At 70.6% G+C, this 20942-nt stretch carries 19 protein-coding genes and 7 pseudogenes; 11 read left to right on the forward strand and 15 right to left on the reverse strand.

The features are described from left to right. Positions 1 to 1438: AfsR/SARP family transcriptional regulator (locus tag EES42_RS39955; protein ID WP_241196890.1), on the reverse strand; the 1438-nt coding region annotated here is incomplete at its 3' end. Between the two features lie 232 nt (positions 1439 to 1670). On the opposite strand from EES42_RS39955, the gene EES42_RS39960 reads away from it, so the two are divergent. Beyond that, positions 1671 to 2324, forward strand: coding sequence for a cutinase family protein (locus tag EES42_RS39960; protein ID WP_124723119.1), 654 nt, complete (start codon positions 1671 to 1673; stop codon positions 2322 to 2324). Between the two features lie 85 nt (positions 2325 to 2409). On the opposite strand, the gene EES42_RS39965 is transcribed toward EES42_RS39960, so the two are convergent. From EES42_RS39965 to EES42_RS39975, 3 genes are all read right to left on the reverse strand, one after another. After that, positions 2410 to 3480 carry a BTAD domain-containing putative transcriptional regulator gene (locus tag EES42_RS39965; RefSeq protein ID WP_124723120.1) on the reverse strand — a complete coding sequence of 357 codons (1071 nt, stop codon included), beginning with the start codon at positions 3478 to 3480 and terminating at the stop codon, positions 2410 to 2412. 113 nt (positions 3481 to 3593) lie between these two features. Beyond that, positions 3594 to 3953, reverse strand: coding sequence for a VOC family protein (locus tag EES42_RS39970; protein WP_124723121.1), 360 nt, complete (start codon positions 3951 to 3953; stop codon positions 3594 to 3596). Between the two features lie 181 nt (positions 3954 to 4134). Further along, a complete protein-coding gene (locus EES42_RS39975; protein ID WP_124723122.1) occupies positions 4135 to 4614 on the reverse strand; it encodes a winged helix-turn-helix transcriptional regulator in 480 nt (159 codons plus the stop codon). Positions 4615 to 4729: 115 nt separating this feature from the next. Between EES42_RS39975 and EES42_RS39980 the strand changes: the two genes are divergently transcribed. Further along, entirely contained in the window at positions 4730 to 5974 is a 1245-nt protein-coding gene (locus EES42_RS39980) for an MFS transporter (RefSeq protein ID WP_124723123.1), read from the forward strand. A gap of 32 nt (positions 5975 to 6006) precedes the next feature. Continuing rightward, positions 6007 to 6669, forward strand: coding sequence for a lysophospholipid acyltransferase family protein (locus tag EES42_RS39985; RefSeq protein ID WP_124723124.1), 663 nt, complete (start codon positions 6007 to 6009; stop codon positions 6667 to 6669). 180 nt (positions 6670 to 6849) lie between these two features. Here EES42_RS39985 and EES42_RS46935 read toward each other — a convergent pair. Together EES42_RS46935 and EES42_RS39995 are read right to left on the reverse strand one after the other, a co-directional pair. Then, positions 6850 to 7095, reverse strand: a pseudogene (locus EES42_RS46935) (DUF5988 family protein); the annotation flags it as partial. Positions 7096 to 7159: 64 nt separating this feature from the next. Beyond that, complete coding sequence (locus tag EES42_RS39995) at positions 7160 to 8671, reverse strand: DHA2 family efflux MFS transporter permease subunit (protein WP_124723125.1); 1512 nt, start codon at positions 8669 to 8671, stop codon at positions 7160 to 7162. A 170-nt stretch (positions 8672 to 8841) separates the two neighbouring features. On the opposite strand from EES42_RS39995, the gene EES42_RS40000 reads away from it, so the two are divergent. The 3 genes and pseudogenes from EES42_RS40000 to EES42_RS40010 all read left to right on the forward strand — a co-directional run. Beyond that, positions 8842 to 9297, forward strand: coding sequence for a MarR family transcriptional regulator (locus EES42_RS40000; RefSeq protein WP_124723126.1), 456 nt, complete (start codon positions 8842 to 8844; stop codon positions 9295 to 9297). Positions 9298 to 9566: 269 nt separating this feature from the next. After that, positions 9567 to 10196: pseudogene (locus tag EES42_RS40005) on the forward strand (alpha/beta fold hydrolase). A gap of 4 nt (positions 10197 to 10200) precedes the next feature. Next, positions 10201 to 10428, forward strand: a pseudogene (locus tag EES42_RS40010) (metallophosphoesterase); the annotation flags it as partial. A 59-nt stretch (positions 10429 to 10487) separates the two neighbouring features. Here the strand turns inward: EES42_RS40010 and EES42_RS46940 are convergent. After that, positions 10488 to 10817 (reverse strand): annotated as a pseudogene (locus EES42_RS46940) (FAD-dependent monooxygenase); the annotation flags it as partial. Then, a pseudogene (locus tag EES42_RS47460) lies at positions 10783 to 10884 on the reverse strand (hypothetical protein); the annotation flags it as partial. The pseudogenes EES42_RS47460 and EES42_RS46940, both read right to left, overlap by 35 nt. Before the next feature lie 216 nt (positions 10885 to 11100). On the opposite strand from EES42_RS47460, the gene EES42_RS40025 reads away from it, so the two are divergent. Continuing rightward, positions 11101 to 11736 carry a L,D-transpeptidase family protein gene (locus EES42_RS40025; protein ID WP_124723128.1) on the forward strand — a complete coding sequence of 212 codons (636 nt, stop codon included), beginning with the start codon at positions 11101 to 11103 and terminating at the stop codon, positions 11734 to 11736. Between the two features lie 105 nt (positions 11737 to 11841). On the opposite strand, the gene EES42_RS40030 is transcribed toward EES42_RS40025, so the two are convergent. Both EES42_RS40030 and EES42_RS40035 read right to left on the reverse strand, forming a co-directional pair. Then, on the reverse strand, positions 11842 to 13020 hold the full coding sequence (locus EES42_RS40030; protein ID WP_124723129.1) for a GDSL-type esterase/lipase family protein: 1179 nt from the start codon (positions 13018 to 13020) through the stop codon (positions 11842 to 11844). A gap of 73 nt (positions 13021 to 13093) precedes the next feature. After that, the gene (locus EES42_RS40035) at positions 13094 to 13663 is read right to left on the reverse strand and encodes a TetR/AcrR family transcriptional regulator (protein WP_124723130.1); all 570 of its coding nucleotides are present in this window, start codon (positions 13661 to 13663) and stop codon (positions 13094 to 13096) included. Positions 13664 to 14218: 555 nt separating this feature from the next. Between EES42_RS40035 and EES42_RS40040 the strand changes: the two genes are divergently transcribed. Both EES42_RS40040 and EES42_RS40045 read left to right on the forward strand, forming a co-directional pair. Continuing rightward, positions 14219 to 14758: an ArsR/SmtB family transcription factor gene (locus EES42_RS40040; RefSeq protein ID WP_124723131.1), complete on the forward strand. Its 540-nt coding sequence runs from the start codon at positions 14219 to 14221 to the stop codon at positions 14756 to 14758. Continuing rightward, positions 14755 to 16017: an MFS transporter gene (locus EES42_RS40045; RefSeq protein WP_124723132.1), complete on the forward strand. Its 1263-nt coding sequence runs from the start codon at positions 14755 to 14757 to the stop codon at positions 16015 to 16017. Before EES42_RS40040 ends, EES42_RS40045 begins: the two co-directional genes overlap by 4 nt. Positions 16018 to 16227: 210 nt before the next feature. Here the strand turns inward: EES42_RS40045 and EES42_RS40050 are convergent, their stop codons facing one another. The 3 genes and pseudogenes from EES42_RS40050 to EES42_RS46945 form a co-directional block, all read right to left on the reverse strand. Further along, on the reverse strand, positions 16228 to 18138 hold the full coding sequence (locus tag EES42_RS40050; protein WP_346775443.1) for an ABC transporter permease: 1911 nt from the start codon (positions 18136 to 18138) through the stop codon (positions 16228 to 16230). After that, positions 18102 to 18794: an ABC transporter permease gene (locus EES42_RS47750; protein WP_323187758.1), complete on the reverse strand. Its 693-nt coding sequence runs from the start codon at positions 18792 to 18794 to the stop codon at positions 18102 to 18104. The genes EES42_RS40050 and EES42_RS47750 overlap by 37 nt, the downstream gene beginning before the upstream one ends. A gap of 209 nt (positions 18795 to 19003) precedes the next feature. Beyond that, positions 19004 to 19102: pseudogene (locus EES42_RS46945) on the reverse strand (ABC transporter ATP-binding protein); the annotation flags it as partial. A 476-nt stretch (positions 19103 to 19578) separates the two neighbouring features. Between EES42_RS46945 and EES42_RS40060 the strand changes: the two are divergent. Further along, positions 19579 to 19854 (forward strand): hypothetical protein, encoded by a 276-nt coding sequence (locus EES42_RS40060; protein ID WP_124723133.1) that lies wholly within the window; start codon positions 19579 to 19581, stop codon positions 19852 to 19854. Beyond that, positions 19851 to 20123: a hypothetical protein gene (locus EES42_RS40065; RefSeq protein ID WP_124723134.1), complete on the forward strand. Its 273-nt coding sequence runs from the start codon at positions 19851 to 19853 to the stop codon at positions 20121 to 20123. Before EES42_RS40060 ends, EES42_RS40065 begins: the two co-directional genes overlap by 4 nt. 18 nt (positions 20124 to 20141) lie before the next feature. On the opposite strand, the pseudogene EES42_RS40070 reads toward EES42_RS40065, so the two are convergent. Together EES42_RS40070 and EES42_RS40075 are read right to left on the reverse strand one after the other, a co-directional pair. Next, positions 20142 to 20478 (reverse strand): annotated as a pseudogene (locus EES42_RS40070) (transposase); the annotation flags it as partial. Between the two features lie 79 nt (positions 20479 to 20557). Continuing rightward, on the reverse strand, positions 20558 to 20812 hold the full coding sequence (locus tag EES42_RS40075; RefSeq protein ID WP_206433823.1) for a DUF6332 family protein: 255 nt from the start codon (positions 20810 to 20812) through the stop codon (positions 20558 to 20560). Positions 20813 to 20942 lie beyond the last annotated feature (130 nt).

Genomic DNA, 20942 nt, shown 5'->3' on the forward strand with positions numbered 1-20942 from the left:
GGGCCGGCCTCGACGGCCGCGCCGCGAGCCGGGCCCCCACCACGGCGAGCGCCAACGGCAGCCCCCCGCAGTACGCGACCAGGTCGTCGGCGGAATCCGGGTCGTCCCTCAGCCGCTCCGCACCGGCCGCCGCCGCCAGCACCGCCAGGGACTCGTCGTCGTCCAGCGGTGCGAGGGCCACGGTGTCCGCCCCGGTCACCCGGGCCAGCCGGGCCCGGCTGGTGATCAGCACGGCCGCCTGCGGGCTCGCGGGCAGCAGCGGCGCCACCTGGAGGTCGCCGACCGCGTCGTCGAGGACGACGAGGAGCCGCTTGCCGGAGGTCCGCGCACGGTAGAGCCGGACCAGCTCGTCGCGGTCGGTGGCGCGCGGGGAGCCGCCGTCGAGACCGGGCTCGCCCAGCGCCCGCAGCAACCGCACCAGCACCTCGCCGGCGTCCTTGGGCGTGCCGTCCTGATCGCACAGCTCGGCGAAGAGCTGGCCGTCGGGGAAGTGGCCGGCGCTCTCCTCGGCGGCGCGCACGGCGAGCGCGGTCTTGCCCACCCCGGCCATCCCGGTCACCAGCAGCCGCCGGGGCCGGTTCGTCCCGGCCGCCAACCGTGCGGTCAGCAGGGACAGTTCCGCGGACCGGCCGACGAAGCCGTCCTCCGCGGCCGGAAGCATGGTGGGTACATCGGACCGCCCCCGCGCTGCCCCTGCACCTCGCAACCCCAACTCCCCGCCCAGCACGGCCTGGTACGTCGCGCCGAGCGCCTCGCCCGGGTCCACCCCCAGCTGATCGACGAGCACCTTGCGCCCCTCGTAGTACGTCTGGAGGGCGTCGGCCTGCCGCCCGCACCGGTACAGCGCGGTCATCAGCTGGGCGCGCAGCCGCTCGCGTACGGGATGTTCGGCGACCAGGCCCGTCAGCTCGGCCGTCACCTGCTCGTGCATGCCCAGCGCGAGATCCGCCTCTATGCGGTTCTCCAGCGCCAGCATCCGCGCCTCCTCCAGTTGCGGCAGCTCCGCCTCCAGAAGGAACTCGGTCACATTCGACAGGGCCGGACCGCGCCACCACCCGAGCGCCTCGGTCAGCAGTGCCTGCGCGTCGGCGAAACGCCGCTCCCGCAGTGCCTCACGGCCGAGCCGGTCGAGCCGCTCGAACTCGACGACGTCGATCCGGGCCCCGGGCGCCCGCAGCACGTAGCCGGGCTGCCGCCGCACGATCTCGACCTCGTCACCGAGCAGCTTGCGCAGCCGCGACATGTACGTATAGATCTGCGCGCTCGCTGTGACCGGCGGGTCCCACCCCCACAGCAGCGCGCCGAGTCTGGAGTCCGAGACGACCCGCCCGTGTGCGAGCAGCATCGCGGCAAGGACCGTATGCACCTTGGAACCGGACAACGCGATCCAGTCCCCGTCACGCCGGGCCTCCACCGGCCCGAGAATCCGGAAGTCCATGCGGCAAACCCCTTTCAGGTCTGAGCCTCCTGCATGAACTCCGAAGTTAGGCGGCGCCCTTATCCATGGGTTATCGCCGACGGCCGGACGCCGATACCGCCCGCGATACGGCCCGCCGGAGCCGGGTTTCATCGCGATGTCATCGACCGCTGCCACTGTCTTCGATGACCCGGGCCGACCGCGTACCGCACCGGAACGCGGCCGCGCCGGCCAACCACATGGGGAGGACGGAATGCGAACAAGAAGTATCGCGGCCGCGGCAGCCGGTCTGCTGCTGACCGCCGGGATTTCGGTGGCACAGGGGACCGCGGCACAGGCGGCGGCACCGTGCGAGGGCACCTACACGATCGTCGTCGGGGGCACGGGCAGCTCCTGGAACAACGACGGTTTCTACGGCAACATCCAGCAGCACGTCGGGTACCCCACCCAGATCCCCAACGGCGCGAGCGCCCGGGCGGGCGTCAACGAGCTGAACCGGCTGGTCCGCGACCAGCGGGCGGCCTGCCCCGGCCAGCACGTCAAGATGGCCGGATACTCCCTGGGCGCCGCGGTGGTGCACATCTGGGTCACCGAGAACTGGCAGACCTTCGGCAACGTCAACGCCATCCTCATCGCGGACCCCAAGCGCCAGGGCAACCCCGGCGCCAACGGCGGATCCGTGCCGTTCGGCGGGATCGTCGGAGCACCGCTCGCCGGTGCCGACAAGTTCTTCGGCAATGTGCCGGTCAAGACCATCTGCCACTGGGACTACGTCTGCGACGAGTCCGCCGGCATCTGGACGTACCCGGCCAACCACGTCAACAACTACCCCGAAGACTTCAACATGGACCACCACAACGACGGCGCCAACGAGCAGTGGTACAACGGCGCCTGGTACCCCGCGTAACCACGGACGCCCCGATCACCACCTGCCGACGGCCGGTCGGCCGGCCACCGGCAGGTGGTGCTCACCCACCGGCGTCCCGGACCGGTCACGGCGCGAGACCGCCGAGGCCGGCTCCGGGGACCAGCCCGGCCTCGTCCCCGCGCAGAATCATCTGGCACGTCCGCCGCAGCATCCGGCCGGGACGAACCCCCAGGTCGTCGGCCAGCCGGCGGCGGGCACGATCGAACACGGACAACGCGTCGGCCTGCCGGCCACCGCGGTAGAGCGCACGCATCAGCATCGCCGCCACCGACTCGTTCAAGGGATGCGCCGCGGAGAATGCGGACAGCTCGGCGATCGCTTCGCAGTGCCGGCCCAGTCGCAACTGCCACTCCGACTTCCGCTGCACGACGGCGATCCTGCGCTCGGTGAGCCGCAGCCGTTCCAGCTCGGCGAACGGACCGGGCAGACCGGCCAGCAGCTCCCCGCGGAACAGCCCCAACGCCCGGGAGCACAGTCGGACCGCCTCCGCCGTCTCGCCCGCCCGATCGGCCGCCGAGGCATCGGTGACCAGCGCCTCCATGCGCGCCACGTCCACCTCGACCCCGCCGGCGGAGAGCCGGTAGCCGCACCGGTCGTGCTCGATCACCGACTCCGGGCCGCCCCCGGGGCGCAGCGTCTTGCGCAACCGGTAGATGTACACCGGCACCACATTCGTGACCGGCGGCTCCATCCCCCACACCCCGTCGAGCAGCTCCTGCTGACTGACCGTCCGTCCCGTACACAGCGCCAGTGCCGCCAGCACGGCCTGCTGGCGCAGATGCCCCGGATCCAGGGCCCGTCCGCCCAGCCGCACCTCCAGCGGCCCGAGCACGGAGATCTCCACCCTCGGCCCGCCCGCCGACCGCACCACCGGGCCCGCCGCCTGCGGACGGGGACCGCAACCGGGCACGACCAGGCCGCAGTCGAAGGCATGGACGACGGCGGCGGCCCGGTCGCGCAGCCCGAGCTTCACGAGGATCCGCGCCAGGTGCCCGGCCACGACGTCCTCGGAGACGGCGAGGTCGGCAGCGATCTCGTCGTCCCGCAGACCGCAGCCGACCGCGTGGAGCACCTTGCGCTCCTGTCGTCCCAGGGCTGCGGCGGTCGGCCGGCGGGTCGTGACGGTCGTCGGCATCGCTGCTCCCCGAGCTCCGGGCCGGTCGTTCTGGCGGGCGCCGTCGAAAAGGTAAGGGCGGGAGCGCCGGACGAGGCATCCGGAACGATCCGGAGTGACATGTGCCGACGCGCCTACGGCCCCTCGATGCCGACGACGGTCCCGAACGGATCACGCAACTGGGCGATCCGCCGCCCCGGCCCGATCACCAGCGGACCCCGGTGGTGCTCACACCCGGCCGCCAGCAGACGCTCGCGCACCCGGTCGACATCCGCCACTCCCCAGTACACGACCGGGCTGCCGCCACGCGGATTGCGCTCGTCGTCGGCGGGGTGGAACCCGATCTCGACCCCGCCGGCCTCCACCCAGGCGTAGACGTCTCCGGCATCGCTGACGTCCACCTGCACGGGGACACCCAACAGCTCTCCCCACCAGCGGGCCGAGGCCTCGGGATCCAGGGCGAACGTCATCACGGTACGAACCCTGTCGAACACGACCCACCTCCAAGGTGAGCCATCCTACGAGTCCCGGGGCACCGGGAGCGCCTGTCCGAAGTGCGGCCTCCCCGCTCCCGCACCCCATCCCACCAGCGGCTATCGGCTCAGCCGCTTGAACCGCCGTACTGCCGGGGGCAGGAAGACCGCCGTCAGCAGCACCGGCGGGCGTAGTCCGCGCCTATCGGCCCGGCGGGCGGTGGGGTGTCGTGGTGCCGTCGAGTTTGGTGACGACCGTCTCGTCCGGCGTGAGGGGCCGGCCGTCGTGCGCCCGGACCTCCAGCGGGAGCAGGGGGAGGCCCTGGCGGCGATCGGTCAGTTCCGAATGGGGTTCGCCGGGTTCGAAGAACCGCGCCTCGCCCCACTGACGCAGCGCGACGATGACGGGGAAGAGCTCCCGGCCCTTCTCCGTCAGCTCGTACTCGTTGTGCGCGCCGCCGTCCGGCGCCGGTACCGACTCCAGGATCCCGCCCGCGACCAGGGTGCGCAGCCGGGCGCTCAGGATGTTCTTGGCCACCCCGAGGCTGCGCTGGAACTCGCCGAAACGCCGGCTCCCGTCGAAGGCGTCGCGCACGATCAGCAGCGACCACCAGTCGCCGATCGCGTCGACCGATCGCGCGACCGGGCAGTCGCTGTCGTCGAACCTGGTCCGTTTCACCACGACGCTCTCCTCTGCTCTGCGGTCAACCGCCCATCCCATGTCGGTTGCAACATGCTACCAGCTACCTCTACGGTCACTGGTGGCAACATGCAACCGAACTGCTGGAGGGTCCACCATGCACCAGGCGACACCCGCCGCCGCACTGCCCCGCGGCGCCACCGCACTGTTCGCGGTCGCCTGCGGAACCGCGGTCGCCAACGTCTACTTCGCCCAGCCGCTTCTGGTGGCCCTCGGCAACGAGTTCGCGATCGCCCCGGCGGCGCTCGGCGCCGTCGTCACCCTCACGCAGATCGGGTACGGCCTCGGCCTCTTCCTCATCGTTCCGCTCGGCGACCGGCTCGACCCCCGTCGCCTGATCACGGTGCAACTGCTTCTGCTGGCCGCCGCGCTCCTCTTCGTCGCGACCGCGACCAGCAGCGCGGCACTCCTCGCCGGAATGGCCTCCGTGGGGCTGCTCGCGGTCGTGACACAGTCCCTCGTCGCCTGCGCCGCCTCCTTCACCGAGCCCGCCCGGCGCGGCCGCGTCGTCGGCACTGTCACCAGCGGCGTCGTCACCGGCATCCTGCTCGCCCGTACCGTCTCCGGACTGCTCGGCGACCTCGCGGGCTGGCGCTCGGTCTACCTCACCTCGGCGGTACTGACCTGTGCGGCGGCCCTCGCCCTGCACCGCGTCATACCCCGGCGCGACACACCGGCACCCACACTGGGATACGGGCGCCTGCTCACCTCCACCGTCCGCCTGTTCACGCGCGAACGCCTGCCACGGCTGCGCGCGCTGTTCGCGCTCCTCGTCTTCGCCGCGTTCAGCACCCTGTGGAGCAGCGTCACCCTGGTCCTCAGCGATCCCCCGATGTCCCTGTCGTCCACCGCGATCGGCGCGTTCGGACTGCTCGGCGCCGCCGGAGCACTCGCCGCGAACGTCGCGGGCCGGCTCAACGACCGCGGCCTCGCGAACCGGACCACCGGCTTCGGCCTGGCCCTGCTGACCCTCTCGTGGCTGCCCCTCGCCCTCACCCGGCACTCGCTGTGGGCCCTCGCGGCCGGAGTGGTCCTCCTCGACCTCGCCGTACAGGCCGTGCACGTCACCAACCAGAGCCTGATCCACGCGCTGCACCCCGAGGCGGGCAGCCGGCTCATCGGCGGCTACATGGTTTTCTACTCGATCGGAAGCGCAGTCGGGGCCCTTGCCGCGACAACCCTGTACGCCGCGGCGGGCTGGAGCGCGGTGTGCGTGCTGGGCGCCGGATTCAGCGGCCTCGCACTCGTCGTCTGGGCACTCACCGAGAGCGGCGCCACCCGGCCTGCCGGGAAGATGAGTACGACGACTCACGCTCCGGCCGGCGCCCGCCCCCGACGATGAGGACCAACATCGTCCAGACCGGGAGACCGTTCATGCTCAGCCGCATCGCCGACGTCCTGGTGCCCGCTGTCGGCCGCCTGACGGTGACCGCCGACCCCGGCACCGAACTCGCGCCCGGCAGCATCGTCGCCGCGAACCACACGTCCTTGGCCGATCCCGCGATCGTGACCGCCGCCCTGCACCGCCTCGGCGCCGAGCCGGTCATCATGGCGGCCGCGGGGCTGTGGCGCGTCCCGGTGCTCGGCCGTGCGCTCGCCCGCGAAGGGCACATACCCGTCATCCGCGGTGACCGGCGCGCCGCGGCCGCGCTGGACGCCGCGGCGGAAGCCCTGGAGCAGGGACGGCTGGTCCTGATCTACGCCGAAGGGGGCCTGCCCCGCCGCAGGGATGCCGCGGAAGCGGCACCCGGCACCTTCCGCAGCGGCCTGGCCCGGCTCGTCGAACGCACCGGCGCCCCCGTCGTACCCGTGGGCCAGGCCGGAGCCCGCCGGATCACCTCGGGCGGCGCCGCCAAGCAACTCGCCGGCCTGCTCACGGCCCCACTGCGCCGGCCGGACCTTCACGTACACGTGGGCGCGCCACTGGAGTTGACCGGCGACCGCGCCATCCGGACGGCACTGGCCCGGACCGCGGTGACCACCGCGTGGCGTACGGCCGCCGCCCATCTGCGAGAGCCCGCCGCACTCGCCGCGTAGCCCCCGGGAGCGGCGGCCCGCCCGGCCCTCCCGTTCCCGCGCCGGTGCGGACAGCGGAGGGCAGCGGTCCGGGACGCTGCCGGGCCGCTGCCTCATGGATCGTTCCGTGTTGTCGGCCGACGCCGACCGGTTCCGGTCGCGCCCGGCCTGTCCGGCCTGTCCGGTCTGCTCGGCGACGTAGGTGCAGCCGCTCCAGGCGAACACCTGGAGCTCTCGGTTGCCTTCGACGACGGTCTCGTCGGTCGGCTCGAAGTGCTCGTACCGGTTGCCCGAAAGTACCTTCACCTTGGAGTTCGTGTTCGCGATGTAGCGCACGCGGTCCTCCTCGTGGATGAGGAACGTAGGACCACCAGTGAGAATGACGTTGGGATTCTCCATGACTGCCGTCTCCTTCGGCGCAGGTGCGGATTGTTCGGAAGTCCTCATTGCTTCGGCTTGGCAGTAGGGGTGCTTCGCTGCGCGCAGGATCGGCGGTTGCTCTAAAGCTCGTCTAAAGCGTTTTCCCGTCCGCCGGCCCCGTCGTGGCGCCGACGGCCCGGCCGGTCCGGGGGCCGGCCCCGGCCGGAGGAACGACAGGGGCTGTGGCCGGGTCGGTGCCCGGTGTGCGGGACTTGGTGTGGTTGCGGATCAGGAGGCAGGCGAGCAGGCCGACCATCAGGACCGAGATGGGCAGGGCCACGGTGCTGTGCAGAGTGGAGAGGAAAGCGGCCGAGTAGGTCTGGCCGGCCGAGATCCCGGCGGAGAGCTGTCCCTGCACCAGGGCGCCGACAGCGGCTGCGCCGATGACCGAACCGATCTGGCGGACGGTGTTGTTGACACCCGAGGCGGCTCCGGCGAGCTGGGGCGGGATATTGCGCATGGCCTCGGTGGACATCGGGGCGACGATGCATCCGACGCCGAGCCCGGTGAGCAGGGTGGCGGGGACGAAGGCGTACCAGGAGGTCGCGGGGCCCGCGATCAGGGCGATGGCGAGGACGCCGGACGCGTACAGGGCCAGTCCGGTGATCATCAGGTACTTGCCGCCGATCCGGTCGGACATGCGCCCGGCGAACGGGCCGAGTGCCATCGACACCAGGGAGGACGGGGCCAGCACCAGACCCGCCTTCATCGCGCTCATGTGCAGGACGGACTGGAGGTAGAGGTTGAAGGGCAGCACCAGCCCCAGCATGGCGATCGAGACGAGTCCGACCAGCACGGTCATCACGGTGAAGTTGCGGTCCTTGAAGAGCGCGAAGGGGACGAGCGGCTCACGGTCCTGCCGGCCGCGCTGGTGCAGCAGGAACCCGACGGCCAGGGCCGCGCCCGCGGCGAGCAGCGTCCAGATGCCCGGACCCCACTGGTAGCGCTCGCCCTCCTGGAGACCGAACGCCAGGCAGAACAGGGTGGCGGTGGCGAGAAGAACGCCCGTCAGGTCGAAGCGGTGGGCGCGGGCGGGGCGGATGTCGGGGACGAGCAGGAACGTGAGGACGAGCGCGGCGATCCCGATCGGTACGTTTACCAGGAAGATCCAGCGCCAGCCCACGGCCGAGACCAGGACGCCTCCGAGGGTCGGCCCGGACAGGGTGGCCAGGCCCGCGACCGTGCCCCAGATGCCCAGCGCGGAGCCGCGCCGGGAAGCCGGGAAGACGGACACGATCAGGGTCATCGTCTGCGGTACGAGGAGTGCGGCGCCCAGCCCCTGTACTCCGCGGGCGGCGATCAGGGCCGCTGCGTTCGGGGCGAATCCGCAGGCGATGCTTGCCAGGGTGAAGACGACCAGGCCCGCGGCGAACAGGTTGCGCGGGCCGCGCATGTCGCCGAGCCGGCTCGCGGTGATCAGCAGCACGGAGAGCGTCAGCGCGTAGGCACTGACCACCCACAGGGTCTGGTCGAGCGAGGCTCCCAGGCCGTTGATCATGTCGGGGATCGCGATGTTCACGATCGTCAGGTCCAGCAGGGTCATGAAGAACCCGAGCGAGAGCGTCACCAGGACAGCCCAGGGGTTCCCGCGCCACTTGAGCACGACCGTCTCCTTCGTCCGTCGATGGCCGGTGTCCCGGCGTCTGCTTCGAAGCTAACCCATCTTCTTAGATGTATCAAGATAGATGTATCGAAGTAGTTGCATCGCTGGAAGATGCATCCTTGGGAGATGCATCTTCAGAAGATGCATCGAAAGCGATGTAACCTGCCGGCATGGATGGAGTAGAGCTATTCCTGCTGGGGCGAACCTTGATGAAGATCGGGGAGGGCGCGATGCCCGAGCCGGAGGGCGGCGCGGCCCGCTACGGCGGCGGTGTGCGTTCGGTCCTCATCGTGGTGAGCGACCTGGCCACCCACCCCGACAGCGCGGTCGGCGAGATCGCGGCCCGTACCGGCCTTCCACAGAGCCAGGTCTCCACCGCGGTGGCCCGGCTGAAGGAAGCCGGTGCCGTGGTCACCAACCCCGACCCCGCGGACCGCCGCCGCCTACTGGTCCGGCAGTCCGCCAGCCCCTCCGACCGGATGGCCCAGGTCAGGGCAACCTCCATCGAGGGCGCACTGGCCGACGCGCTCGGCGACGATCCCGAGCGGCTCAAGGAAGTCACCGAGGCCCTGGACGTGCTCGCCCGCCACCTGTCCCCGCAGGCCAGGTCCCGCAAACAGGCCTGACGAATCCGCTCCCGGGGCGGACGCAACCGCCGCTTCGGACGATCCCGGAGTGCCCCACCCCGGCGTGCCCCGGCGCGCACAAGCTCCGCTTAACCGGGAAGAGCTGGCTTTCCGGCACATGAGCATCCACGAGACCGAAGCAGAACTGTGGATCCGGCGCTTCCACCCGGCTCCCGAGAAGCCGATCAGGCTCGTCTGCCTGCCGCACGCGGGCGGCACCGCCTCCTCCTTTTTTCCGCTACTCGCAGGTCCTCGCGGCGACCGCGGACGTGCTCACGATCCAGTACCCGGGGCGCCAGGACCGGCGGCACGAACCGCCACTGACTACGGTGAGCGCCCTGGCGGACCGGATCCACCGGGTACTCGCGCCCTACCACGACCGTCCGCTGTTCCTCTTCGGCCACAGCATGGGCGGCGTCCTCGGCTTCGAGGTGGCCCGCAGGATGGAACGCGAGGGCCGGCCGCCCAGCGGTCTCATCGTCTCCGGGCGGCGCGCCCCCGACATCTACGCCGCGGACAATGTGCACACCCGCGGGGACGAGGCGCTGATCGCGGAGATGAGTACCCTCTCGGGCACCGACCCGGGGGTCCTCGCCGACGAGGAGATCCTGCGGATGGTGCTGCCCGCCATGCGCGCCGACTTCAAGGCGATCGAGACCTACCGCTACCGGCCGGACGGACCGTAGCCGGCCCTCGGCTGCCCGCTGAGCGTGCTCACCGGGGAGTCCGACCCGCGCGTCAGCCTGGAACAGGCCAAGGCGTGGCGGGAGTTCACCAGCGGCCCCTTCACCTTCCGCAGCTTCCCGGGCGGCCACTTCTTCCTGACCCCGCAGCAGGACGCCGTCACCGCGGCGATCGCCCAGGACATGGCCCTGATCTCCCAGCCCGCCGCCCACTGAACCCGTGGCGCACGGGAAGCTGCTGGCCATCAGTGACCTGCACGTCGGTTACCCCGAGAACCGCCTCGTCGTCGAAGGGCTGCGGAGCACGAACGATCAGGACTGGCTGATCATCGCCGGTGACATCGGCGAGCTGGTGCCGGACATCGAATGGGCCGTGCGGCTGCTGGGCGAACGCTTCGCCAAAGTGGTGTGGACACCGGGGAACCACGAACTGTGGACCCCACCCGAGGCACGCAGAGTGCCGGAACCCTCCGGCGAGACCACCGTGAGCGTCACGCCGTCCGCGTCCTGCTCGATATCGATGACTTCCTGGCCGAGCCGCACCTCGACACCCAGCTCGACGGCGCGCTCCCGCAGCAGCTGCTCGCTGCGCCACTGCGGAACGATCAAGTCGTAGTCGGTCTCGGCCAGTTCGCCGTCGATGTCCCGGTAGACGAGACCGAAGTGACTGCGCCCCCAGGTGGGCGTGTCCGGTGTCCGGAAGCGTTCCTCCAGGCCTCTCTTGCGCAGGAAGTCCGCGATGTGTGCGTTGGAGCATGCCGCCGGAACGCTCCAGGAGCTCGGACCGACGTTCCAGTACGACCGTGGGAACCCCGGCCGGCCCCAGCTCGCACGCAAGCGTCAGACCGGCGGCGCCACTACCGACGATGACTATGGGATCAGACATGGTCTCAGCTTCCGCCATCGGGCTTAAGCGACCGCAAAGCGCCAGGGCCTATGGGGGTCGCGCAGGCTCACGACCGCCCCGGTCCCTGTCCGGGAAACGGTGGTGACCAGCCAGGACAGCGGCGGACTGTCCGGGACAGCGGGCATTCCTTGCTGCACGGCGCACGCGGCCAGCAGGGTCGGTGTTGCCGGCGAAACAGTCACGTACAGCGACCCGTCAGACAGGAGTGCTCACATGCGCAAGAACGTATGGTCCGCACGCATCGTCCCCCTCGCGCTCGCCGCGGTCTTCGTCGGTGGCCTGAGCGCCACCACGGCCGCCCCGGCCCAGGCGCGCACCGAGACCAAGGCGTCCGCCCAGACATCCGCCCAGACATCCGCCCAGGCGTCCGCCCGGGTGACCGACGCCTACTACCTGCGCTTCAACAAGGGTTCGGTCACCAACTCCCGCCTCGAACTGGTCAAGCGCACGCCCGGCCGGGACAAGGTGATCAAGACCTACAAGGCGGGCTCGGGCCAGGTCAAGAACACCTGCGCCGTCGGCAAGGGCTGGCTGCCCAACGCCGGGGCGAGCAAGCCGTACGCCGTTCAGTGGCACCGCAAGAACTTCGACGGCATCATCAACGGCTTCGTCATCAAGATCTCCGACCGCAAGTGCCACAACGGCACCAAGCGCACCGAACTGTTCATCCACAGCGAGATGAAGCCGAACGGCAAGCAGGGCACCATCGAGTCCGAGCGGTGGACCAACAGCGGCCCCAACGACTACTACTCCAACGGCTGCATCAAGCTCAACCCGACCAACATCAAGGACCTGTTCAAGCGGCTGGACCGGGTCGGCTGGCCGAAGAAGATGTACGTGGTGAACTGACCCCGCGCCAGTGCTCCGTCCGTGGTGCCCGGGAAGCCCGTCCAGAGGCTTCCCGGGCACCACGTGTCGGTGGCGACGCGTCACCGGCGAGAACCGCCGGCGGCATCAGCCGGTACTGACGGCGAACGGGCCGCCGTCGCCGAACACGAGCCGGGCGAAGTTCTCGCCGATGCGGCGGTGTCCTGCCGGGTCGGGGTGGACCTCGTCGGGCAGCGGGAATTCGGCGTAGTCCTGCTCGCCGTACAGGTCACGGCCGTCGAGGTGGTACAGGTTCGGGTCGTCGGCCGCCCGCTGTCCGACGATCCGGGCGAGCTCGTTCCGGATGACGTTGAGTGTCAGGCGCCCGGCGGCGCGTTCGGCGGGATCGCCGGTCGCCTTGAACCGCAGGGTGCCACCGTCGAAGTCGGGGGCGAGAGGGCCGGGGGTGTCCTCCTGGACCGGACACAGGACGGGGGAGACGACCAGCAGAGGCGTGGTCGGATGCCCCTCGCGGATGGTGTCGAGGAAGCCGTGGACCGCGGGGCCGAAGGCGCGCAGGCGCATCGCGTCGGAGTTGACGACATTGATGCCGATCTTGACGCTGATCAGGTCGGCGGGCGCGTCCCGCATCGCCCGGGCGGTGAACGGATCCAGCAGCGCGCCGCCGCCGAACCCCATGTTGACCAGCTCCACCCCGCCCCGGGCGGCTGCCAGGGCCGGCCAGGTGGCGGTCGGACGAGTGGCGTTCGAGCCGTGGCTGATGGAACTGCCGTGGTGCAGCCAGACCCTGCGCCCGTTGTCCGGCGCCTGCTCGACGGGGGCGTCGGTGCGCAGGGCGATCAGCTCGGTGATCTCCGTGTGCGGGAGCCAGATCTCGATGTCCTTGTCACCGGCCGGAAGACCGGTGAACCGGGCGGTGCCGGCCGGCCCCTCCGAGAGCTCGGAGGACTGGGTGACCATGTCGGTGATCGTGCGTACGTTGCCGCCGGCCACCGTGGCCTGGGCGGTGAGACGCCCATCGACCAGCAGGTCGTACACGCCGTCCGCCGGGGCCGGGAGACCTCGGTAGACCCGCTTGGTGGGCAGTGTGTCCAGCTCGATCGTGGTGGCCCGGGTACGGAAGGCCAGCCGTACGCCGGAGGGCTGGGCCTCGGCCACGGCCAGTTGATCGTCGGGGATCTGTCGGCGTGCGCGGGCGGGCAGCCGATGCGGCAGCAGACCGTGCGCGGTCGTTTCCACATCGAGGAAGCCGCGCAGGAGGTCCGTGGTGACCGGCGTGGTGATCGTGTTGTGTTCGGTGTTCATCGCCTCAGTGCCTCAGCCTGTTGATCAAGATTCTCGGAATGTTGTGGATGAGCCGGTGCGGCACCCCCGCGGGTCAGGGTGTGGCCCGGTTCCGCAGGAGGGCGTCGAGGGAGTCCACGATCCAGAGCCAGGACTCCTGCGAGTCCGGGGCGCTGTGCTCGAAGCCTCCGGCCAGCTCCAGGCTGACGTAGCCGTGGAAGACGCTCCCCAGCATCCGGACCGCATGCGTCTGGTCCGGCCCCGTCAGGTCGTAGCCACGCAGGATCGCCCGGGTCATCTGTGCGTGCCGCACCCCGGCGCTGGCGGCCGCCGTCTCGGGATCGAGCCGGAGCCGTGCGGCGGCGTACCGGCCAGGGTGCTCCCGGGCGTAATCGCGGTAGGCGTCCGCGAAGGCGGCCAGGGCGTCCTTGCCGGCCCGCCCGGCCACGGCGTCGGCGACCCGGTCGGCGAGTTCCTCCAGGGCGAACAGGGCGATCCTGGTCTTGAGCTCCTGGGAGTTCTTCAGATGCGAGTACAGACTCGCGACCTTCACGTCGAACCGCCGGGCGAGCGCCGAGACGGTCACCTGGTCGAAGCCGACCTCGTCGGCCAGCTCCGCCCCCGCCAGCGTCAGCCGCTCCGGGGTCAACCCCACTCTGACCATAACCTTCCTCCTGTTCAGCGATAGCCATTATGCTTTTGCCTAAAGCTTTTAGGCAAAACGGCCTCCTCCTCATGGAGCCGCTGGCTGAACACGTCGACGGGCTGGTCGACCGATTGCTGTGAGGGCGTCTGCCCGGATCGGTTGCTCTTTCCGCTCGCGGAAGTGCGACCACATCGGCGACTTCGCCGGCTTTGCCGACTTCGCCGACTTCTTCGGCTGATTGCGCTCGGTCGTTCCGTCGGGGAGACGGCTGTCGACCAGGGCGGACGTGCGGACGTACGGGCCCCACCGGGACCCGTGCGTCCGTGCGTCCGTGGGCCCAGCTGCCCAGCTGCCCATCCGCCCGTGCGTCCGGGTGAAGGGCGAGCTGCTCACCTCGGAACGGATCCGGGCCGCCGTTCCGATCCAGCCTCGGAAGCCCGGGATCTCCAGGCCTGCTTCTACGGCCTTCTTCGCGGTCTTGTCCGCGAACCACCGGCCACCGCCTCCAGAAGCCTGAACGGAAACGGAACAACCCCCTTGCCCAATGGTCAAGAAACGTTGACCATTGGACGCATGCCTACCGACGATCTTCCCGAGACGTTCCACGTCACCACCGACGAGCAGCTGCGCGCCGTCTCCAATCTCACGCGTCACCGGATCATGGCCGTGCTCCGCTTCGAGCCCGCGACGATCACGCAGATCGCCGAGCGAGTGGGCCTTGCGAAGGGGAGTTCCAGCTACCACGTACGGCTGCTCGAACGGGCGGGCCTGGTGAAGGTGGTACGGACGCGGAAGGTCCGGGGGGTCACCGAGCGGTACTACGCAATGGCCGCGCGGGCGATCGCACTGCCGGATCCGGGCGAGGGAGGGCCGGATGTGCTGATGCGGCATGCGGTGGCGGACCTGGAAGCGGCGCCGGCGGATGGCGAGCGGCACGTACGGATGGCGCATCTGCGGCTCACCGAGGAGCAGTTCGCGGAGCTGGGGGCGCGGCTGCAGGCGCTGGCGGACGAGTACCGGGAGCTGTCCGATTCCTCGCTGCCGGACGCATCACTCGTCTTCGCACTTTTCCACCCGGCATCGCGCCAGCAGGCCGAAGGGGACGCCAAGTGACGTCAGACGTACGGAAGTTGCCGACCGGGTTCGGGCGGCTGTGGACTGCGCAGACGGTGTCCTCGCTCGGTGACGGGGTGTCGCATGCCGCGCTGCCGCTGATCGCGTTGACGTTGACACGGGATCCGATGGCGCTCGCCGTCGTCACGGCCGCCGGAACGCTGCCGTGGCTGCTCTTCGGGGTGCTGGGCGGTGCGCTGGTGGACCGCTGGGACCGTCGGCGCACGATGTGGGTCACGGACGCGGCGCGTGCGGTGCTGCTCGCGATACCGGCGGCAGCGGCCGCGCTCGACCTGCTGAGCATTCCGCTGCTCGCGGCCGTCGCCTTCCTGCTCGGCCTCGGCGGGCTCTTCTTCGACACGGCCGCCACGGCCTGTCTGCCGGATCTGCTCGGCCGCGACCCCGCGCTCCTGGAACGCGCCAACTCCCGCCTGCGCGGCACCCAGACCGCCGCGTCCGGCTTCGCCGGTCCGCCTGCGGGCAGCGCCCTGCTCGCACTCGGGCGGGCGGTTCCACTGCTCGCCGACGCGGTGTCGTTCGCGGTCTCCGCGCTGCTCGTACGGTCGCTGCCCGCCGCACCCCGGCCTCTACCGCAGGCCCGTGAGTCGCTGCTGCGGCAGGCACGGGCCGGCGCCTCGTACGTATTCCGGGATCAGCTGCTGCTCGGGCTCGCGTTACGTCCGGCGGTCGGGAACATCGCCTTCCTCGCCGTGGAGACCGTACTCGCCCTCTTCGCGCGCGATCGTCTCGGCATCGGCACCTTCGGCTTCGGCCTGCTCCTCACGGCGGAGGCCACCGGCGGTCTGCTCGGTGCGGGCATCGCCTCCTTCCTCGGCCGGCGACTCGGCACCGGCACCGCGCTGACCTGCACGGCCGCAGCCGAGGGACTCGCCGTCCTGGGCCTTGCCGCCGCCCCGAACCCGTACGTCGCCGGCCTCGCGCTCGCCGTCTGCGGAGCGGGCATGGGTGCCACGATGGTGCTCGGCCCCTCCCTCCGACAGGCGATCGTCCCCGCCCAACTGATGGGCCGGGTCGCCTCCACCTCCCGCATGCTCGCCATGTGCGCCGCCCCGTTCGGCGCCTTCCTCGGCGGCTGGCTGGCCACCACCTACGACGTACGCACCCCGCTCTACACCGCCGCCGGCCTCCTCCTCACCATGACCGCCGTCACGTCGACCATGACCAGCGACCGCCGGGTCGAGGCGGCGCTGCGTGCCGCCGCCCCGGCCGATGAATCAGATCTCACCCGGAATCCCTGAATCCCGATCAGGAGCGTGCCGTCCGGGGCTCCGCGAGCCCGTTGGGCCGGTGCTGAGCGCACCTTGATGCTGAACGGACGGAGCCTCGGCTTCTTGGCTGAGCTGTCTGATGCAGGAGACGAGATCCGCCCGTGTTGTCACCCAGGTGGTGTCGTTCAGTGAGTCCATGGCGTAGATCCTGCACGGTGCGTACCGGTGAATGGGCGTGGTTCACTGCGCGTTGATCGCCCGCAGCATGTTCAGGCGGGCCGCCCGCCCGGCCGGCCAGAGCGAGGCGAGGATGCCGATGAGTACGGCCACGGCGAGGAACAGGGCCAGGCGCGGCCAGGGCACCGTCGTCGTGTAGTCGGGCAGACCCGAGGCCGTCAGGCTGCCGCCCGTCCAGGCGAGGAAGACGCCGGTGCCGATGCCGAGGACCGCGCCGAACAGGGAGATGACGACCGACTCCAGGCGGAGCATCCGGCGGATCCCCGTGCGGTCCAGGCCGATGGCGCGGAGCATGCCGATCTCGCGGGTCCGCTCGTACACCGACATGGCGAGGGTGTTGATCACGCCGAGGATCGCGATGACGGCGGCCATGCCGAGCAGCCCGTACATCATGGCGAGCATCACGTCGATCGCGCCGGATTCCTCCCTGGTGATCTGTTCCCGGCTCTGCACCTTCAGCAGCGGGCTGTCGCCGAACGCGGAGCGGATCTCACGGTCGAGGCCCGCGGCCCTGCCGGGTTCGGCCTTCACGAGGACGCTGTCGTACCCGCCGTCCATGGCGTACGGCAGGACATCGCCGAGGTCGCCGACGACGCCGGACACGACGCGGTTCTCCGCATAGACGCCGACGACCGTGAGCTGCTTGAGCCCCGCCGGCTTCCCGGAATCCAGGTCGAACCGGCCCTTCACGATGTCGCCGGTCCGCAGCCCCGCCCGCCCGGCGTAGGTCTCGGAGACCGCGATCCGGCCGGGGCCGAGCGCGGCGGCCGAGCCGCTGGTGAAGTCGATGTCCGAGACCTTGCCGAGCTGCTTCGGGTCGAGGCCGGAGACCAACGCGTACTCACCGTCCACCGTGAGCCCGGCCGAGGCGAGAGGGGTCGTCGCGGCGACGCCGGGGACGTCGGCGATCTTGTCGGCGAGCTTCGGGTCCAGGCCCAGATACGCGGAGTTGGCGATCCTGTAGTCGGCGGTGAGGCCCTGCACGGCGGCCCGGCTCATGGCCCGGTCGACGGAGTGGCCCGCCACGGTCAGGCCGGTGATCAGGGTGAGGCCGATCATCAGGGCCGAGGAGGTGGCGGCCGTGCGGCGCGGGTTGCGCAACGCGTTCTCCTGGGCGAGCTTGCCGCTGACACCGAAGAGGCGGGTGGTGACCCGGCCCGCCAGGAACACCAGTGGCCGGGACAGCAGTGGGGCGAGCACGATCGTGCCGGCCAGGGTGAGGAACGAACCGAACATGGCGAGCAGCAGGTTCGTCTCCGCACCGTTGTCCAGTGTCGATACGTACAGCATGACGGCGACGCCCGCGCCGGTGAGCAGCGCGCCGAGGGCATTCCGTACGCGCATGCCACGGGCCGGGGCCGATGCCTCCACGCTGCTGAGCGCCTCCACCGGGGCGATCTTCGCGGCCTTGCGGGACGGCAGCCAGGCGGCGAGCACCGTGACCAGTACGCCGACGGTCAGGGACCCGAGCAGTGCGGTGGGTGCGACGACCAGCGGGCCGTCGGGAAGCCCGGCGCCGGCCGAGTCGAGCAGCGGACGCAGTCCGGCGGCGATGCCGAGGCCGAGGACGAGACCGGCGGCGGACGCACCGAGTCCGAGTAGTCCGGCCTCGACGAGGACGGAACGCACGACCTGACGGCGGGAGGCGCCCACGGCGCGCATCAGGGCGATCTCGCGGCCGCGCTGGGCGATCAGCATGGTGAAGGTGTTGGCGATGATGAACACGCCCACGAACAGGGCGATTCCGGCGAACACCAGCAGCATCTTGGTCAGTGCCTCGGTGTTCTCCGCGGTCTGCCGGGCCTGCTCGGCGGCGAGTTCGGCGCCGCTCGTCGCGGTCGCGCCCTCCTTCGGCAGCAGTGCGCGGACCCGCTCGGTCAGGGCGTGCTGGTCGGTGCCGGGCGCGGCGGCCACGGAGATCTCGTTGAACCGGCCGGGGGAGAGGAACAGGCCCTGCGCGGTCCTGGTGTCGAACAGGACGAGAGTGCCGCCCGCGGTGACCCGGGGGCCTCGGTACGGACGATTCCGACGAGATTCTTGGTGAGGGCGGGTCCGGTGGTGGCGAACCGTACGGTGTCGCCGATCCGGTAGCCGGCCTTCTCGGCGGTCGTCGTGTCCAGTGCCAACTCGCCCCCGGCGGCCGGTGCTCGGCCGGACACCAGCGGGTGCCGGGCGTCCTTGCCGTCGGTCCCGATGACGTAGTCGGCGGCCAGGTTCTGCCAGCTGCTGTCGGCGTTGAGCGGCTCGCCGTCCTTGCGGGCGAGGGTCGCGCTGCCGTTCACGGAGGGCCGCGCGGCCGTGACGCCGGGCAGGTCGCGCACGCGGTCGACGAGGCGCGAGTCGAGGACGGTGGTCGGCGTCTCGCTCCCGGCCCCGGGGACGTACTCGGCCTGCACGGAGACCGCCACGTCCTTGAGGCTCACGGTGGAGGCGGCGCGGAAGGCGCTCGCGACCGTGTCGCCGAAGACGAGGGTGCCGGAGACGAAAGCGACGCCGAGCATCACCGCGAGCGCGGTCATGACCAGCCGGGCTTTGTGCGCGAGGACGTTGCGCAGGGCTGTTCGCAGCATGGAGATGGTCCAGAAGGTCCGGAGGGACGGGGATTTCGCGATGTACGGGCCGTGCCGGGGGTCGTGCGGGGTGTGCCACGGGTCGTGCGGGGTCTGCCGGTTGTGCGGGACGTTCGGTGGGCTCGCGGAGGCGTCAGGTTTCGGTCTCGTACGGGCGTCGGGCGTCGGGCGCCGGGCGTTGGGCGTTGGGCCCCGGGCTCGCGCGCCGCTCAGCTCGTACGGTTCCCGGCGTCGAAAAGCCGCATACGGTCGAGGACGCCCTCCGCCGTCGGGGCGAGCAGCTCGTCCGTGAGGCGGCCGTCGGCGAGAATCCGGGACCGGCCGGGCGGGCGGTCGGCTCCGTTCCATGCTCGGCGCGCGCCGCGGCCGATCCGTAGGTCTCAGGGCGTGAATGCGCGGCCTGCCGAAAGTCGGGCGGAGAGAGGCGCCGTAGTTCTCGCGACCGACCGGGGGTCCTACTTATGGCAGAGGGAAGCGGGGAGCGGGTGGGGCGATCGGTGGCCGGTCGGCGGATACCCGGGGTGCTGACGTGCGCGCTGCGGGCCGACGTCACCACAGTGACTCTCGTCGCCCCCGACCCGCGGCATTCACGCGATCACGCCACGCCACGATCCCTACCCCTGTGCGCCAGCCTTCCTCGACCAAATCGTCACGGCCTTCACCGCGCGCCCCTGACCGAGCCGACCACGGGGGTCGAGGAACATCGAGGGCGAGTTCACCGGCCCGGTTCCCGATCCGGGCTCCGGCGTAGGACACTCGGGTCAGCAGAACGAAGGAGAGATCTGTGACGGCTCAACCCGAGCACCCCGCAGGCCCCCGGGTCACCGCTGTCCCGCACACCATCAACGCGATCGGTGATGCGTTGACCGGTGCCGAGCGTGCCCGGTTCTACACCGAGGTCCTGGCCGCCGAGGAAGGCGAGGTGCCGGGCGTGATGCGCCGCTGGTGGAAGACGGCGATGCTGCACCGTGCCCCCGCCGCGGTTCAGAGCCGGGCCAATGCCGCGGCCGGTCGCGCTCTCGTCTCCGTCGACGACCTGCTCGTGGACGAGCCACGGTGAGCTGGACCGTCTGGACGGAGGAGATCCCGGCACAGACCGTGCTCGACATGCCCGTCGACCTCCGCAGAAAGACGGCGAACTTCCTGCGGGCCCTGGCCATCGAGGCCGGTGGCGCGATCAACCTCGGCAGGAAACCGCCCGGCGACGCGATGGACGACTTCGAGGTCCGGTACTCCCTCGAAGTCCCCGGCGAACCGGTCATCATCGAGTACATGATCATGCGGGAAGCCAAGGAGATACGCGTCTCGGTCCTGGTCTGGTTCCACTAGGAAGTCATCTTCTTTCGCGAGTCGGCGGCAGCAGATGAGGATGAAGGCGATGCTGGTGAACGCCAGGAAGTGTTCGGCCTTGCGTTCGTAGGGGCGGTGGAGTCGGCGGCAGCCGGCAAGCCAGGCCATGTGCGCAGGCGATGCAGCTTCGCCCACACCCTGGCCTTCGACCACTCGGTGACCGGCGGTGCGCCGTAGCCCCGGACGGCCCGAACGACGCGGCGCGCAGCTGCTGCCACGTACACCCAGAGGTTGCCACGAACACGATCGCCGCCAGCACCTCATGGTCGCCACGCCGACGCCGACCGCCACCCCGAGGCCGCGAGGGTGCCTCCGGCACCACACGCCGGAACAACTCCTACGACCAATCCGGCACCAGCCGCTGAACAATCCGCACGCCGGCAGGCTACCGACCCCGAGGAGGAGGCCCGCAGTCAGTGACCTCTACGGCGCTGCGCGTCGAACCGACGCAGCACCCGCACCAGACGCCACACTCCGGCCGCCACTCCGAGCAGCGCACCCCCGACCAGCGCGCCCTTCCTCGCTGGACCAGAGACGCCAAAAGCCAGTGCGAGAGCGAGAGCGACGGCAAAGACCGCTGCAGCCAGCACGACGGCAGTCACCAGAGCAAAAACGATCTCCACCGTCATTGCGTCTTTTTCCCACCGCGACTCACGCCCCATATCCATGCTGCAAGTCTCACATCACGGTCAAGCCATTGCGCCGGACCGAACAGCAGCTGGCGCTCACTCGTCGAGGCGCACTGACCAATTGAGATGACCTCACCTGTCCGTCTGTCCAGGAGAGTTGGATGCTCAC

Origin of the sequence: Streptomyces sp. ADI95-17, assembly GCF_003846175.1 — a bacterium.
Taxonomy (GTDB): domain Bacteria; phylum Actinomycetota; class Actinomycetes; order Streptomycetales; family Streptomycetaceae; genus Streptomyces; species Streptomyces sanglieri.

Excerpts from the sequence above, each read along its gene's own strand:
- EES42_RS40040 (WP_124723131.1), top strand. The coding sequence starts at position 14,219 with ATGCCTACCGACGATCTTCCCGAGACGTTCCACGTCACCACCGACGAG.
- EES42_RS40025 (WP_124723128.1), top strand. The coding sequence starts at position 11,101 with ATGCGCAAGAACGTATGGTCCGCACGCATCGTCCCCCTCGCGCTCGCC.
- EES42_RS40075 (WP_206433823.1), bottom strand. The coding sequence starts at position 20,812 with ATGGATATGGGGCGTGAGTCGCGGTGGGAAAAAGACGCAATGACGGTG.
- EES42_RS39985 (WP_124723124.1), top strand. The coding sequence starts at position 6,007 with ATGCTCAGCCGCATCGCCGACGTCCTGGTGCCCGCTGTCGGCCGCCTG.
- EES42_RS39980 (WP_124723123.1), top strand. The coding sequence starts at position 4,730 with ATGCACCAGGCGACACCCGCCGCCGCACTGCCCCGCGGCGCCACCGCA.
- EES42_RS39965 (WP_124723120.1), bottom strand. The coding sequence starts at position 3,480 with ATGCCGACGACCGTCACGACCCGCCGGCCGACCGCCGCAGCCCTGGGA.
- EES42_RS39960 (WP_124723119.1), top strand. The coding sequence starts at position 1,671 with ATGCGAACAAGAAGTATCGCGGCCGCGGCAGCCGGTCTGCTGCTGACC.
- EES42_RS47750 (WP_323187758.1), bottom strand. The coding sequence starts at position 18,794 with ATGCTGCGAACAGCCCTGCGCAACGTCCTCGCGCACAAAGCCCGGCTG.
- EES42_RS40030 (WP_124723129.1), bottom strand. The coding sequence starts at position 13,020 with ATGAACACCGAACACAACACGATCACCACGCCGGTCACCACGGACCTC.
- EES42_RS40000 (WP_124723126.1), top strand. The coding sequence starts at position 8,842 with ATGGATGGAGTAGAGCTATTCCTGCTGGGGCGAACCTTGATGAAGATC.
- EES42_RS40035 (WP_124723130.1), bottom strand. The coding sequence starts at position 13,663 with ATGGTCAGAGTGGGGTTGACCCCGGAGCGGCTGACGCTGGCGGGGGCG.